This is a genomic window from Rhodopseudomonas sp. BAL398, from assembly GCF_033001325.1.
Classification (GTDB): domain Bacteria; phylum Pseudomonadota; class Alphaproteobacteria; order Rhizobiales; family Xanthobacteraceae; genus JARJEH01.
On record NZ_CP133114.1, the window covers coordinates 182960 to 196552 of the forward strand.

General features: G+C 57.2%; 18 protein-coding genes and 1 pseudogene. 1 reads left to right on the top strand and 18 read right to left on the bottom strand.

Annotation, left to right across the window (positions count from 1 at the left end; all coding sequences use genetic code 11):
* Window positions 1-484 precede the first annotated feature (484 nt).
* The 15 genes from RBJ75_RS29345 to RBJ75_RS29415 all read right to left on the bottom strand — a co-directional run bounded on the left by RBJ75_RS29345 (window position 485) and on the right by RBJ75_RS29415 (window position 11226).
* Window positions 485-1222 carry a cytochrome c biogenesis CcdA family protein gene (locus tag RBJ75_RS29345; protein ID WP_044414440.1) on the bottom strand — a complete coding sequence of 246 codons (738 nt, stop codon included), beginning with the start codon at window positions 1220-1222 and terminating at the stop codon, window positions 485-487.
* A gap of 31 nt (window positions 1223-1253) precedes the next feature.
* Window positions 1254-2048 carry a DsbA family protein gene (locus RBJ75_RS29350; RefSeq protein WP_160297948.1) on the bottom strand — a complete coding sequence of 265 codons (795 nt, stop codon included), beginning with the start codon at window positions 2046-2048 and terminating at the stop codon, window positions 1254-1256.
* Between the two features lie 11 nt (window positions 2049-2059).
* Complete coding sequence (locus RBJ75_RS29355) at window positions 2060-3034, bottom strand: cytochrome c oxidase assembly protein (protein WP_152647780.1); 975 nt, start codon at window positions 3032-3034, stop codon at window positions 2060-2062.
* Window positions 3031-3540 (bottom strand): copper chaperone PCu(A)C, encoded by a 510-nt coding sequence (locus tag RBJ75_RS29360; RefSeq protein WP_044414437.1) that lies wholly within the window; start codon window positions 3538-3540, stop codon window positions 3031-3033. Before RBJ75_RS29360 ends, RBJ75_RS29355 begins: the two co-directional genes overlap by 4 nt.
* A 12-nt stretch (window positions 3541-3552) precedes the next feature.
* The gene (locus tag RBJ75_RS29365) at window positions 3553-4179 is read right to left on the bottom strand and encodes an SCO family protein (RefSeq protein WP_044414436.1); all 627 of its coding nucleotides are present in this window, start codon (window positions 4177-4179) and stop codon (window positions 3553-3555) included.
* Window positions 4180-4361: 182 nt separating this feature from the next.
* Window positions 4362-4694 carry a c-type cytochrome gene (locus RBJ75_RS29370; RefSeq protein WP_317529054.1) on the bottom strand — a complete coding sequence of 111 codons (333 nt, stop codon included), beginning with the start codon at window positions 4692-4694 and terminating at the stop codon, window positions 4362-4364.
* The gene (locus tag RBJ75_RS29375) at window positions 4660-5532 is read right to left on the bottom strand and encodes a WD40/YVTN/BNR-like repeat-containing protein (RefSeq protein WP_044414435.1); all 873 of its coding nucleotides are present in this window, start codon (window positions 5530-5532) and stop codon (window positions 4660-4662) included. Before RBJ75_RS29375 ends, RBJ75_RS29370 begins: the two co-directional genes overlap by 35 nt.
* 81 nt (window positions 5533-5613) lie before the next feature.
* A complete protein-coding gene (locus RBJ75_RS29380; RefSeq protein WP_052628988.1) occupies window positions 5614-6054 on the bottom strand; it encodes a hypothetical protein in 441 nt (146 codons plus the stop codon).
* Between the two features lie 439 nt (window positions 6055-6493).
* Window positions 6494-7150: a TlpA family protein disulfide reductase gene (locus RBJ75_RS29385; protein WP_080901123.1), complete on the bottom strand. Its 657-nt coding sequence runs from the start codon at window positions 7148-7150 to the stop codon at window positions 6494-6496.
* Window positions 7150-7749 carry a DsbE family thiol:disulfide interchange protein gene (locus tag RBJ75_RS29390; protein WP_080901122.1) on the bottom strand — a complete coding sequence of 200 codons (600 nt, stop codon included), beginning with the start codon at window positions 7747-7749 and terminating at the stop codon, window positions 7150-7152. Before RBJ75_RS29390 ends, RBJ75_RS29385 begins: the two co-directional genes overlap by 1 nt.
* Window positions 7750-7912: 163 nt before the next feature.
* Window positions 7913-8356, bottom strand: coding sequence for a DUF411 domain-containing protein (locus RBJ75_RS29395; RefSeq protein WP_044414433.1), 444 nt, complete (start codon window positions 8354-8356; stop codon window positions 7913-7915).
* Between the two features lie 58 nt (window positions 8357-8414).
* A complete protein-coding gene (locus RBJ75_RS29400) occupies window positions 8415-8858 on the bottom strand; it encodes a hypothetical protein (RefSeq protein ID WP_152647779.1) in 444 nt (147 codons plus the stop codon).
* A gap of 178 nt (window positions 8859-9036) precedes the next feature.
* Entirely contained in the window at window positions 9037-9741 is a 705-nt protein-coding gene (locus tag RBJ75_RS29405; RefSeq protein ID WP_044414431.1) for a c-type cytochrome, read from the bottom strand.
* A 13-nt stretch (window positions 9742-9754) separates the two neighbouring features.
* On the bottom strand, window positions 9755-11104 hold the full coding sequence (locus tag RBJ75_RS29410; protein ID WP_234707458.1) for a multicopper oxidase family protein: 1350 nt from the start codon (window positions 11102-11104) through the stop codon (window positions 9755-9757).
* Window positions 11029-11226 carry a hypothetical protein gene (locus RBJ75_RS29415; RefSeq protein WP_234707459.1) on the bottom strand — a complete coding sequence of 66 codons (198 nt, stop codon included), beginning with the start codon at window positions 11224-11226 and terminating at the stop codon, window positions 11029-11031. Before RBJ75_RS29415 ends, RBJ75_RS29410 begins: the two co-directional genes overlap by 76 nt.
* Before the next feature lie 117 nt (window positions 11227-11343).
* On the opposite strand from RBJ75_RS29415, the gene RBJ75_RS29420 reads away from it, so the two are divergent.
* Window positions 11344-11535, top strand: a complete 192-nt coding sequence (locus tag RBJ75_RS29420) for a hypothetical protein (protein WP_152647778.1) — start codon at window positions 11344-11346, stop codon at window positions 11533-11535.
* Between the two features lie 494 nt (window positions 11536-12029).
* Here RBJ75_RS29420 and RBJ75_RS29425 read toward each other — a convergent pair.
* From RBJ75_RS29425 to RBJ75_RS29435, 3 genes and pseudogenes are all read right to left on the bottom strand, one after another.
* Window positions 12030-12533 (bottom strand): annotated as a pseudogene (locus tag RBJ75_RS29425) (efflux RND transporter permease subunit); the annotation flags it as partial.
* Window positions 12534-12543: 10 nt separating this feature from the next.
* Complete coding sequence (locus tag RBJ75_RS29430; RefSeq protein WP_152647670.1) at window positions 12544-12855, bottom strand: hypothetical protein; 312 nt, start codon at window positions 12853-12855, stop codon at window positions 12544-12546.
* Window positions 12856-13354: 499 nt separating this feature from the next.
* On the bottom strand, window positions 13355-13593 hold a 239-nt coding region (locus RBJ75_RS29435; RefSeq protein WP_317529055.1), incomplete at its 5' end, for a hypothetical protein.

Genomic DNA, 13593 nt, shown 5'->3' on the forward strand with positions numbered 1-13593 from the left:
AGCGGCTTCGAAAACGGATGGCGTTGCTGCCGGGAGGCTGACCAATGCCAGAACAATCACAAGTGGAGCGAGGGCACTTGCCGTACTGCAACCGGTACCGCAAGCAACTGCACACGCGTCGCAAGCCTTTCCGAAGCATCGGCCGCATTTCATCGACATGCGACTTGCTTGACGAGGAATTGCAGATTGAACAAGGGTGGCTTGGGTCACAATCGGGGCTTCTGGGCGCGCACTCGTCTGCCCGACCGTAGGCAGCATCAATGCCATGGCTAGCAACAGCAAGGACAACGAACGTACGATGGCTTCCATATCGATAGGATAGCAAAAACGCTCGGCTGAGCGCCACAGAATTGGCGTTGACGAGGTGGCAAGGCCGGACGCGAGTGCGATGCACAATTCCGTCAACGATACCGACCCAGTCGGCTTGCAACCTTGGCAAGATCAAACAACTCGAAGCATCGCGACCCTGTTGAAAACTTGTCGCTCATCCTATGGTGGACAACAGCGGAAAGGTTTCCAACAGCCAGAATGAAAACGTCGAAAGCTGGCCGGTTATAATCGCCACGCCCATGAGGATCATGATGCCGCCAGCAACAATCTGAAGAATCCGCCCGACACGGCCGATCGACTTGAGTTTCGCCAAAAGTCCGCCCGTAAACAGGGCCACCAATAAAAATGGCAGACCAAGCCCGAGCGAATACACAGCAAGAAGCTTCACCCCTTCGGCAACCGTGGCCGAGGCTGCACTTACCGTGAGGATCGCGCCAAGCACGGGACCAATGCAGGGAGTCCAGCCAAACGCGAATGCCATTCCTAGGAGATAGGCGGCGACCGGGCGGCCGCCCGGAAGCACAATATCAAACCTGAAATCACGCTGAAGCCAGAAAGGACGCAGCAGTCCGGTCGCAAAAAGGCCAAAGCCAATCACGACCAACCCGCCGATCAGATTCAGCTCATAGCGATAAGAGATGAGCGCTTGGCCGAGAGCCGTCGCACTCGCACCCAGGATTACGAAGATCGTCGCGAATCCCAGCACAAAGCAGGCACTCAGTGCAAGCGCGCGCACTCGCACGGCCAGCGCTCGTGACGTGCTCGAATCCGGCATCGACTGCCCGGCAATGTATGACACGTAACCCGGTACGAGCGGCAGAACGCAAGGCGACAAGAACGAAATGACGCCCGCGATAAAGACGGCCGATGTCGCAGCAACCGAACTTTCCATCACTTGTCAAAACCGCGGGGGTTCGTCCTCGTCATTGCCGATGCTCTCGCGCTGTACGAATCATCGTCTGTAGGGTCTTCAGATCGGTCGCACCGCGCAGAATCTGATCACCTACAACAAAGCCTGGCGTGCCGTTGATGCGGAGCGCCTGAGCCAATGCAAAGTTCTTGGCAATCAACGCCTCGATTGCAGGGTCTTTCATGTCGGCGTTGAGACGATCCATATCCAGTCCCACCGCGGCTGCGACCTCCTTGACCTTTCCTGAATCAACCGCGCCGTGCACTTCATAGAGCGCCCTATGGAACGCAACATACTTGCCTTGTTTGTTGGCCGCGAGTGCCGCTTTGGCAGCAACGATCGAGTTTGGCCCCAGAATCGGGAACTCCTTGTAAGCCACGCGCAGTTTTGGATCGGATTCCTCGGCCTTGGTCACGACTGACGCGACTTGGCGACAATAGGGGCAGTTATAGTCAAAGAATTCCACAAGAGTGATGTCCCCATCTACATTCCCGCTCACCGGGGTGGCCGCATCACGAAAAATCTCGTCTGCGCGGCTTTTGACAATCGCCTGAACTTCGGTCTCGTCTTTGGCGCGTTGATGCGCCTCAAGTTGATTGACGGACTGCATGATAACGTCAGGGTGAGCCATCAGATAGTCATGCACGCGACGTTCAAATTCGTCTTTCGGCGCGCCTGTCGAGAGATTCGCGGTCTGCTGTCGGCGGAATCCGGGATCGAAAGCAAGCCATACAGCGGCCGCACTCACCAGAACAAGCGGCAAAACCAACCAAGCGATACGGCGCCCCGTCCAAAATCTTTGTGTCATCCGACCCCTCGTCATTCTTTCCGATGCTGATCTGTTGAACCCTGCGCAACCGATCTCGATTGTGATCGGGCACTCGTCTCGCGGGTTGCCTTTTCCAGGTAGGCAATGATGTCTCTCCGGGACGCCGCATCTACAACGCGCGCTGGCATTCTCACGCCAGCAATGAATTTGCGAGGATCGGTCAGCCAGCGATCGAGATTGTCAGCGGACCAGCTAAGACCGGTATTGGCCAGCGCAGGCGAATACTTATAACCGGCAGCTGAGCCGGCCTTCCGTTCAAACACACCGCCAAGCATCGGTCCTATCTTGTTGGCGCCAAGTGCATGGCACGAAGCGCACCTTTCGCTGAAGAGCACCTGCCCGCGAACTGGGTCAGGTTCGGCACTGGCAACGAAGCGCGAAAGATCTTTGGCATTCTCCGGCTTGACAGAGCGAAAGAACGTATATGACAGCGTAATGGTATCGACATCACGCGTATCGGGATCGCTGGCTAACGCCGGGTCGACGAAGAAGACGACGGGCATATCGACCTTCTGATGTGCGTTGAGACGCTCCTCGTCAAAGCAGAAACATTGGATCTTATTGAAGTAGATACCCGTAGTCTGAGGCGTTACGTTAAACGTGGCATGCCCGACGATAGCCTGATCCGTGAGATTTTCGGCTGTGAAGGATACAAGCTGCTGCTCCCCGAGACGGACTTTCACTTCGCGCTGCACCGGCTCAAAACGCCAGGGCAGGCCTGGCGCAACATTGCTATCGAACCGCACGGTAATGACACGACCTGAGATAGTGTTCATGTCGGAGTCAACCCTTTGCGTCGTGCCCCCATAGCCGGTTGCTGCACAGAACAGTCGGTAAAGCATTGGCGAATATGCAACGACGCCAAGCATGATGCCGATGACGCCAATGGCCGGCACAACGACCCTCAAATTTCTGCGTCGCGTGAGATTCATCATCGATACTTTCGCTGCTCGATCGTCGCTCATTTCTTCATCGGCTTGTCAGCCCCGTGCGCCATCGATCCCATACTCCCGCCTTGCATGGCGCCAACCTTCGCAACGGAAGCTGCCACGTTGACTTTGCCGGCCTTTTCGAAATCCAGGGTCAGCGGGATAGTCTGGCCTTCCTTCAACGGTTGTTTCAGTCCGACCAGCATCGCATGCGTATCACCGGGCTTTAGGATGACTTTCGCGCCGGGTGGAATATCCATCGCAGGCAGCTCACGCATACTGGAAACACCGTTTGCCTCGCTAACGCTGTGAAACTGGACCTTGTCTGCCACTCGCGTTGTCGCACCTAGCAGGCGATCCGGGATCGCACTTTTGTTGACCACAGTCATGTACACCGCGCCGGCCTTCGCTCCCGCCGGTGTCGCGCGCGCCCACACGTGCTCGACAGCAATCGTATTGGCGTCCGCCGTTTGCGCTTCCACCTGACCGCTGACGGACAACGCAACCGCCAACGCACCAATCAGTTTGTATGTGAGCTTCATCTCATTTCTCCGTTACTGTCTTGAACGTGATATTTCCTTGCGCAGCCAGCTGGCGATCGCTTCGCCATCCTCGCTGCCCTGGATGACGCTCACGAATTTTCCCGTGGGACTCATCAGATAGAGGTAACCGCTGTGCGAGACGAGATAATCCCTGTCATCGGTCCCTGACTTCTGTTGCGCGACGTAGATACGGTATTCCTTGACGACGCGATCGATCTGCGCCTGAGTGCCCGTCAACCCGAGGATCCGTGAGTCAAACGATTTCAGGTACTCGCTCAAGACGTCCCGCGTATCGCGCGCGGGATCGATGGTAATGAACATGGGCTGGATCTTGACCGCATCCGAACCGAGCTTCTCGAGCGCCACGGTCATGTTGTTGAGCGTCGTCGGACAAACATCCGGGCAAAATGTGTAACCGAAGAAAATGAGGGCCCACTTGCCAAGATAGGTTTTCTCGCTGACGACTTCGCCATTCGTTGCAACGAGCGTGAACGGGCCGCCAATGAGAGGGGTACCGGACGTTGTTGGTTTTGGTAACGGTGGCGTCACCGGGCTGATGGTCCGCCACGCCCAAGCTATCGCAACAGACGTTGCGATAGCGAGAGCGACGATAATCAGAAATTTGCGTAGGCTTCTCATAAGAATCGATTGTCCTTGCGATAATCGAGAGCTAGGGCATCCGGCTCGGCGCGGGATGATCGCGGGTCTCTTCCGATTGAAACTGGCGTTGCTCGGGAGTCCACAGTGTCTTGAGATAACCAATCACCGCGCGAATCTGTGCCGGTGACATTTCCCCACCGAAGGCAGGCATGGTCAGCCGTTTAGACTTGTTGAACGGATCGCGCCAACCCTTGCTCACCATCTCGTACAGAGCGGCATCGGAGTTGCCGCCAGGTGTGACCTTCTGCATTGTGCGGCGGCGCTGGAAGCTCGCCACGCGCATCGCGTTCCTGCCAATTTGGCGCCCCCTCAGCGTTGGCGCCATGACACGACGCGCAATGTTGTTCGTAGATCGCCCGCCCTGAATTGATCGAGTCGACATCGGGCACCGGCGTTTCACCATTCGCGCGTGCGATGACGGTCTGACCCGCCACGATAAGCATCACACCCATCGCGACCCTACGCATCGACCCGAGTCCAGGTGTTACCGTCATCCGTGCTCCGGAACAAAGCGCCGTTCCCGTCGATCACGTAGAGGATATTGGAAGGAGCAAACGTGACTGCAATCGCATTGGCGTTCGGCCAAACCATCTGACTCCAATTTTCTCCGCCATCCTTGCTGCGAAAAAGCCCTTTGTCGGTGACGGCATAAAAGTGATCGGGATGTCTCGGGTCGTAAGCAACGCTACGGGCCTCGGTCCCGAGCTTTCCGGCATCCTGCCAAAGGCAGAAGCAATCCATCGTCCGCCGAACGCCTTTGGCGGTCGCAGCGAACAGCCAGCCAGTTTGCATACTTCCGGTCATATCGGAGTGGATCAACTGACGGATGCCACCCTGAGAGCCACGGTCCATCAAACGCCAGTTCCTCCCGGCGTCTTGACTGCGGTACACGCCGTGATCCGATACGACAACGTAGACGGTCTCCGGTTCGGTGGTATGTGCTGCGACAGCGACAACATCTCGGCTGGGGAGTCCGTCGTTGCGCTCGATCCAGCTCTTACCGCCGTCCTCGGTTCGCAGTACACCCAATCCCTTTCCCACCACGTAGGTAACACCCTTGGCGGCTGGGGATGGTGCGATGCTGGCTATCTGGCCGTTCTCGGAAGCGGGAATCGGGATCGCTTTCCAGCTTCGTCCGCCGTCGGCGCTCTGATAAAGTGTTCGGCCGTCCGATTTCAATAGCGCATCAGTGCCGCGGTCATAGGCCAGAGCAACGGCAGCGGCATCTTGCTGATTTGCTCCGGCAGTTCGGATTGCCCCGGCCCCGAGAAGGAGCACAATCACCAGCGCCGCGGCACCCAAGTCGCGCGCAAAACCATTAAGCCGTCTCATTGCAATCCCTCATGGGGCTTCAGTCGCAGCACAGTAGAGGGCTGAGCGCCGATCGGGACCGCCGCCCAGCCTTTGTCGGCATCACTTCTTCTCTGGCTCAGCAGGCGCATTCTTCTTTTCCTGGCCTTTCGGCTGGTTGTTGCTCATCATGTTGTTGTGCTGCTCCATCATTTGGCTCATCTGTTTCATCATTTGGCTCATTTGCTTCATCATGCCGACCATTGCGTCCTGGCTGCCTTGCGACATTTCGCCTTGACCCATCATGCCGTGACCGCCTTGCATCATGCCGCCTTGACCCATCATGCCACCGTGACCGCCCCCCATCATCCCGCCTTGGCCCATCATCCCGCCCCCACCCATCATGCCACCCTGACGGCCTTGCATCATCCCGCCATGCTCGCCTTGCATCATGTCGCAGTGCTCGTTCTGCATCGCCCCTTCCTCGGCGTAGAGGGGCGACGCGGTTGAAACGCTCGCGGCAACAATGAACGCGAGCAAGAGCGGTGTTGTGATCTTACGCATGGGAGTCTGTCCTTTCGTTGAGTGCCTGAAGCTGTTTGACTTGCGATGATTGAGGTTGATCAACCACGCCGTGGCAGCAACTTGAGCCGCTCGCCGTTGGCTGGTCCATCTTGGCAACCCCAAGCACGCCGGTCGATGTCGCAGAGTTCGCCGCATCGCCTGATACTGTCGATTGCGCTTTGTTGGACCGGCACATCGCGCATACGCCAAACCCGCACATCACCAGGCAAGGCAGCGTACTGAGAATGACCGGCGCAAGGCCGGCTGCCACCAGCCACCCCCAGCCTCCGAATGATAGTCCGGCAATCACGGCGAGACTGCCGAGCGCCAGAAGAGCCCATCGGTTGCCAAGATAGTATCGTGCCGCGTTGAGTACATCCCGCCGAGCGACGGCTCAGCCGTCGCGGTGGTTCGTGGTAACGTCATGCGATCTCCTCCTTCATGGTTGCCTGTTGCTATCGGTGCCACCGGCTGGAATGCCAACGCTGCGTTTGCCGCAGGGTGGCGTTGCGGCTAATTTTGATTCTTTCGAGAACGGCGCCGCGGCATCTCTCGCAATCACGCAACGAATGACTTCAGTGATCTCTGGCGCATCCCACTCGGCAGGTCCGATAAGCCTGCCGATCTCCCGACCCTCGCGATCGATCAGCAGTGTCGTCGGAAGGCCTACCGCTCCCAGGTCGCGCGTTGTCTTTGCCGAACTGTCAAGGTACATCGCAAGCTTTCTAATTCCGATCTCGGCAAAGAACTTGCGTACCGCATCCATGCGGCGGTCGATCGACAGCGCCACCACCTCGAAGTCAGTTCCTCCCAACTTGGTCTGCAGCCGGTCGAGCGTCGGCATCTCCTTGCGGCACGGTACGCACCAGGTCGCCCAGATATTGAGGAGCACCACCTTGCCGCGAAAATCGGTTAGACTTCGGGACTGGCCATTGGCGTCCTCGAACTGGATCGCCGCAAGCGGCTTGGGTCTTTCGTTGACCGTGAGATGCCTGCTCGGCTCCTGTGCCGCCGCAATTGTCCATGTCGCAACAACGAGGACCGTTGCCGCGAAGCAGAGAACCACACCACGTACGAGCGATCGTTTCACGGACATCATGGTTGCCGCAGCTTTCGGATCAGTGGAAGAATCGTGTCCTCGAGCACCTTTGGCGTCACCGCTCCGATGTGTTTGTAAGCAATACGGCCATCCTTGGTGATGACGAAGGTTTCGGGCACGCCGTAAACCCCCCAGTCGATCGCTACACGTCCGTTGCGGTCGGCACCGGTGCGGGCATAAGGATCGCCCATCGTGTTGAGCCATCGCGCAGCATCATCGGGCTGGTCCTTGTAGTTGAGCCCATGAATGGCAACGATACCCTTGGCCTTCAACTGCATGAATATGGGATGCTCTTCCCGGCAAGCGGTGCACCATGAGGCAAAGACATTCACTAGTGACACTTCGCCGTTGAGATCGGCACTAGCCAGACCAAGCGTGCGGCCCTTGACCGGCGGCAGCGTGAATTCTGGTACCGGTTTCCCGATCAGCGCCGACGGGATCGCGCTGGGGTTGCGAGTCATCCCCCAGGCAAGCACGACTGCGACTCCCAGAAAAATCGTGAGGGGGGCGATTAGGACAATCCGTCGGATTCCCGCATGCGCACCGCCACCAACAAGGCCGGGTGTGGCAAGAACCGGCTGGGTGCCTGTTTCCATTCCAAATGCTGTCGATGGCCAGCGCCAGTACCGTCGCAACAGGAGCACGATACCGGCCAAGATGGCCGATACGAGGAGTAAGCCCGTTGCGGCGATCGCCAGTAAAGCGGACTCCCAACCTAACTCGGATTCACCCATGGCCAGCATCGTTGATGCTCCGGTTCTACTCGGTCGCAAAGACCTTCCCGGGCGCGGCATCGCTCCCGATTTCATAGACCGGAAGCGGTCCTGTCTTGTGGCCGGTCATTCCCGGCGTCCCCGCGGGCATCCCCGGTATTGAAACGCCGACGATAGCTGGATGTTCGGCCAAAAGCTTCTTGATGACTTCAGCGGACACATGGCCTTCGACGGCATACTTGCCGATCACTGACACATGGCAGCCCTCGAATTGTTCCGGAACGTGCAACTGCTTCCGGATCACCGCGAGATCCTGCTTCGAATCGACCGTGACTTCGAAACCTGCACCGCGCAAATACTCAGCATAATCCAGGCAACAGCCGCAGTTCGGATTTCTGTACAGTGTGACCTTTGTTTTCTCTTGCGCGACGGCTGGCATTGCCACCAATCCCAACAAAAGCGATGCAAGCAGTATTTTGACTATTCTCATTTTCCGTCTCCGAATGGATATTTCTTCTTTGCGAGAGGTAGATCTAGCGTGGTGCTGCTCAACCGATGAAAGAACTGATTTCGCGCGGGGCGGCGAACACGACGAACGCCCGGTCGCTACTGGTGGGCATCAAAACCGGGGTGTGTTCGGCTGGTCCATGATCGCTGGCATCGGTCTTGAAATGCAGGTCGAATTCCGAGTACGAGACCACTTTCCCGGAAGCCGTAACAACGCGATAAGTATCGCCGAGCTTACTGATTGAGACGACCTGATGTTCCGGGCCGAGCGTTCTCAAATCCATGGTCGCCGCCGCTGGAGCGCGGGCGGTAGGCTTCAGGTTCTCTCGAGAAACACGTGACTTATCGCTTCCAATGTTTGCGGCAAGCGCTTCGTCACTGTAGCCACGACGGGTCAACGTCAAGGTCGCTGCAATGCTCGCAACCGTGGCAAGAAATGAGCGGCGGCGAAGCAGCCGACCTTTAGATGAATCAATGTCAGACATGATATTGCCCTTTTGCTAGTCGCGATTGCGACCTCGTTGAGGATGTCGAATGATCGTTCTCTGTCTTTGACATAGGCGATGCTCTTCACGTGTCGACCAGCGCTGTCAGCGTTTATCGATCCAATGCAATGCAGTCATGTCCTAGCATCGGCGATCTCGCTCCCTTGGCGTAGTGCGTTCAACATTTTTTCTCGACCAAACTTCCGATTTCATCCAGATTTGAAAATACGACCGACGCGCGATCCCCCTGCATCCCGCCATGCACAAGCACAGGCTTTCCCACTTTTGGGCCGTTCGCGCTGGAATCGATTTTTAGGCGCAGATTCATCTCCCAGAACGGACGCTGTTTTCCGTCCGCCGTCGCGACGAAAAATGTCTCGTGGCAAAACCGGAGGCCCGTCACCTGTTGTTCCGGAGGGGCGGCGGCTAGCGGTTCTGGCGCCTGACCGCGTGCGGTTTCAGCGTCGATCAGTCCCTGCGCGACAACGGTCTTTGCGCCGCCAGGTATCATAGCGATCTTGAGAAAGGCGATGAGATCGCTGCGCACGTTTCCGTCCTTGATCCCGCGAAAGGTCATGTAAGTGCCAGGCACGAATGCCTTCGGATCGGTAAGCCAGGCATTCAGCGACGTCTCATCCCACAGAAAGCCCTGCTCCTTGAGCGCGCTGGAATATCTCACAAAGTCCGTGACCGACGCGGCCTTCTTGCCCCACAGCCCGTCAAGGCTGGGTCCGGTCAGATGCAAATTGGGCTCGAGCGAGTGGCAAGCCGCACAGGCGCCATAGATCCTTGCACCGCGCTTTGGATCGCCATCGGCGTAAGCCATATGCGATGCGAAGAATACAAGTGCCGTACAGAAAACGAGATACGCTTTCATTTTCATCGAATAGCTCCCCTCAGGCTACACGGATGACGGTCGTCATGCCGCCGTCCTGATGGTCGAGAATGTGGCAGTGGAACATCCAGTCGCCTGGATTGTCGGCGACGAAAGCAATGTCGGCGGTCTCTCGCGGTGGAACCAGCACAGTGTCCAGCCATTCGCGGTCGCGCGTAGGTCGGCCATTACGTGCAATTACCCGGAACGAATGCCCGTGGAGGTGTATCGGATGAAACCAGGCGGTTTCATTGCGGATGCTGATGACGCAGGAACGTCCACGGGACAACGTGATCATCGGCGTCATATCGTGACTCGTTCCAGCAACGTTATTAATCGACCATCCCATGCCGTTGCCGCTCATGCCCATCATCATGCCGCGGCCACTCATCATCCCGCCCCCCAGGACTGCGGTGTGCTTTTCGGCGTTGTCGATATCTGGCTCCGGCATGGTGTTGGAGCGTATTCGTGAGGGCGCATGGAGTGGCTGCGCTCGCAGCAGCGGCTCCTTGCCGTATTCGAGTTCGACCAGCTTGTAGAAATCACGATAGAATGTATCGACCACGCTCGCGGTTGCGCCGGGCGTTCCGCTCATGTCGAGCAGAACGTCGGCGCGCATCGCCGGTCCCAATACAACGCGGTTATCTGATGGCTCGCGCGGCTCGACTGGTTGCCCATCGAGCGCAACAATCAACGGCCGAAGATCCCTGAACTCGAGTCCGAAAATCCGCGCTGGTGCGGCATTGATCAATCGCAAACGCAGCCGTTCTCCGGCGAGAACGGAGATTTTCTCGGGCACATGGCCGTTGATGGTAACAACATTGCCAATGCGCCCGGCCATCGTCACTTCCATGCGATCACCGAAGTCGTTGACAATCGACGCATCACGCGCCAAGCGCCAATCGCGAAGAACCCAGACAAGGTCGCGATTCACGACAAGCGGTTCGCTCTCCTCGACGATCAACGCTCCAGCCAAACCTCGGCCAACCTGCTCGGCACTGTGGTGATGCGGGTGGTACCAATAGGTGCCAGCATCCGGAACATCGAATTCGTAGGTAAATGTCTCCCCGGGGGCGATCGGCTTCTGGGTCAGAAACGGCACGCCATCCATTGCATTCGGCACCCGCACGCCATGCCAATGCACTGTCGTTGCCTGAGATAATTGGTTCTCAACCAGGATTCGCAAGCGCTCGCCTTGGCGAACTCGAATCTCCGAACCAGGGATGTTGGCGTTGTAGGACCAGACAGCCGTATCAGGGTGAGGCGGACCAACCAGCGATACGCGGCTTGGCGCAGCTACGAGCGTAAATTCTCGAACAGGCGCAGCAGTACCACCACGACTGCCGCGCGGAAATAGAGCCGCTGCCGCCAAACTTGCGCCGCCGACGAAAAGCGACCGCCGGTCAATGCCAGGCCATCGAATCGAGTGCATGAAGATCCGTCCTTGATGCCGCTTTGAATCGTGCCGCAGCCTTTCAGCCAGACGCAGGCCACGATTAGACACACACGACACGCCACAACGCGTCGATGCTCATTGCGAATTGCACCCGCAATGGGTGCAAATTAGCTCAAGACAACAGATCGAGGGGGATAAGGATCGGGGGACACATCGTGCCCGACCAAAAGACGCGGCGTCAAATATTGACGGCTTTCGCCAGCGACACCGTCAATCGTCGCTACTTCGGGGAATACCGCAGCCACGCCAATGCAATACACGGAGCAGAGGTTGACTGGAACGCCACTTTTGCTTCCGGCGCAACCATTGCAACTGCCTTGCCCGGACATGTCGCTCAGGGCAATTGATGCCATCTTCCCATTCATCGACGAGGCGCGCACGCCAACTCCCACCGTCCCCAACACCAAGGAGAGGATAAGAACCACGGCAGAAAATTGGCGAAACACACCAGTCATGATCTTCTAGAGATACCGGTTTCCACAATGGATTACCAGAGGTGCGCCACCTCAGATGACCGTTGGTTCTAAACTTTTTGTGAAATGAGCGCGCCGCTCATGCCCACGGTGACAAACACCGTGAGTGCTACAAGCCGTCGGATCGACCAGCGTTTCATGACATTGAATGCTCGCACTAAAGTATGCCGAAAACAATTTCTGGCAGCATGGAACACCGAAACGGCAGAGTTGGCACAATGAGGCGATAAGATTTCTCATCTGAAGAACAAGTATTTTACGAGGGCCGCGCCGATCAGCACCAACACGACGAGTGCGACAACGCCGAAAAGACCCATACCCCACATCATCCCGCCGCCCATCATATCCTGCATCATCATTTCCTCCGCTCACTCGGCAGCCTCCCGAAGAAGTACGGATTCCATCCCGTCCTCCGAGATTGAGGCATACTTCGTCGGTAGCCGCCATACCTTGATGAGACCGTAGATCGCCGGAATTACCACCAAGGTGAGCATAGTCGACGACATCATTCCGCCAATCATCGGCACCGCGATACGCTGCACCACCTCCGAGCCGGTGCCGGTGCTCCAGAGGATCAGCACCAGGCCCGCCATGATGGGAACAACCGTCATCATCTTCGGCCGCACGCGCTCCACAGCTCCGCGCATGATGGCCTAGTGCAGGTCCATCCGGGTAAACGGCCTGCCCTGCCGGACACGTTCTTCCCTTACCTCCACGATGAGCGTTTCCGTGAGCTTGCGGAAATTGAGGAAGAGCAAGAGGAAGATGATGATCAGCGTCACCGGTACGACGATCTCGAGGCGCGCGATGGCACGCTCGAGATATTCCTACTGGCCGCCGCTCCAGACCACGTAATGACCCGGTGGGAACTCGTGGATGTAATCACAGCTGATCTTCGACGTCCCTCTTGCGTACATCGGCTCTTGAAATTGACCTGTGCGCTCCGCTTTGATTGCCGCCCATGTTCTTCATGCACATAAACATCATGAGCGCGCATGGCAGTACAAACAAAAGGGGTAACAAGGCGCCAGCAGGCAGCTTGCCATCGAGCTCGCCGCTGACAGCCAGAATGGCGCCGACGATGACGAGCACGCAGACCACCATCCAGCCCCATCCACCGAGCCATTTATCCCACTTTACAGTCGCAGAAGAGTCAGGCCGTGTACCTGTCGATTTTTCATTCGGTCCCATCATCTTCTCTCCTAATGCTGTGACGCCAAGATACGAAAAAGAACTGTGACCTTCCCGTCATTGAAAGGTAGGAACTGTCATATTCGCAACAAACCAGCGTCCCGCCACGCGGTCGACGCGCCACGAAGTGAGATCTTGATGATAACTTCGCAAAGCGCTCCGGACAGGTTACACGTTCACGGATAGGTGACACTGAAAAGAATTGGCCGGGTTTGTAGTGCCCAATGGACCAGCCAGTGGAACAGCACCTAATGCGCATCGTGCAGACGCTGTCGTGCAAGCCACTCAAGACTTAACCGCGGTTATGATCACCATAGCGAGAAGCGGCGCCTAGCCTCTCACGTCAGCGTGAACCTGTAACCGACATAGCGATATCTCCGAACTTATTGTGAGGAACGCTAACAGCCGGCGTCACGAGACCGCTTGTGAGCGGTGACCTTAAATGTAGGCGAACAAGTTAGCGCTGGACTCGGGGGCCATGGTCGTCGCACGAAAACGATTCTCATCGCGTACATCGACTGAGACGCAAACAATCCACCCACAACGTACCCAATCCCCGGTACGGGGTTTTCCAATCGTGTTCCGCTTCTTCGAAAATCCCTGCGATCGCAAACAGACCCGCGTCAAGCAAGCGTTTAGAAAATAAAAGACGATACGCATGCGCATTAATGCCACCCCTCCAATGAGCGGACGCGACCTTCGCCTTGATCTCTTCCGCGGCATTGCTAACTGGGCGATCTT

Bases quoted from the DNA above. Each gene is read 5' to 3' on its own strand.
- RBJ75_RS29345 (WP_044414440.1), bottom strand. From the start codon at position 1,222: ATGGAAAGTTCGGTTGCTGCGACATCGGCCGTCTTTATCGCGGGCGTC.
- RBJ75_RS29350 (WP_160297948.1), bottom strand. From the start codon at position 2,048: ATGACACAAAGATTTTGGACGGGGCGCCGTATCGCTTGGTTGGTTTTG.
- RBJ75_RS29355 (WP_152647780.1), bottom strand. From the start codon at position 3,034: ATGAGCGACGATCGAGCAGCGAAAGTATCGATGATGAATCTCACGCGA.
- RBJ75_RS29360 (WP_044414437.1), bottom strand. From the start codon at position 3,540: ATGAAGCTCACATACAAACTGATTGGTGCGTTGGCGGTTGCGTTGTCC.
- RBJ75_RS29365 (WP_044414436.1), bottom strand. From the start codon at position 4,179: ATGAGAAGCCTACGCAAATTTCTGATTATCGTCGCTCTCGCTATCGCA.
- RBJ75_RS29370 (WP_317529054.1), bottom strand. From the start codon at position 4,694: ATGACGGTAACACCTGGACTCGGGTCGATGCGTAGGGTCGCGATGGGT.
- RBJ75_RS29375 (WP_044414435.1), bottom strand. From the start codon at position 5,532: ATGAGACGGCTTAATGGTTTTGCGCGCGACTTGGGTGCCGCGGCGCTG.
- RBJ75_RS29380 (WP_052628988.1), bottom strand. From the start codon at position 6,054: ATGCGTAAGATCACAACACCGCTCTTGCTCGCGTTCATTGTTGCCGCG.
- RBJ75_RS29385 (WP_080901123.1), bottom strand. From the start codon at position 7,150: ATGTCCGTGAAACGATCGCTCGTACGTGGTGTGGTTCTCTGCTTCGCG.
- RBJ75_RS29390 (WP_080901122.1), bottom strand. From the start codon at position 7,749: ATGGAAACAGGCACCCAGCCGGTTCTTGCCACACCCGGCCTTGTTGGT.
- RBJ75_RS29395 (WP_044414433.1), bottom strand. From the start codon at position 8,356: ATGAGAATAGTCAAAATACTGCTTGCATCGCTTTTGTTGGGATTGGTG.
- RBJ75_RS29400 (WP_152647779.1), bottom strand. From the start codon at position 8,858: ATGTCTGACATTGATTCATCTAAAGGTCGGCTGCTTCGCCGCCGCTCA.
- RBJ75_RS29405 (WP_044414431.1), bottom strand. From the start codon at position 9,741: ATGAAAATGAAAGCGTATCTCGTTTTCTGTACGGCACTTGTATTCTTC.
- RBJ75_RS29430 (WP_152647670.1), bottom strand. From the start codon at position 12,855: ATGATGGGACCGAATGAAAAATCGACAGGTACACGGCCTGACTCTTCT.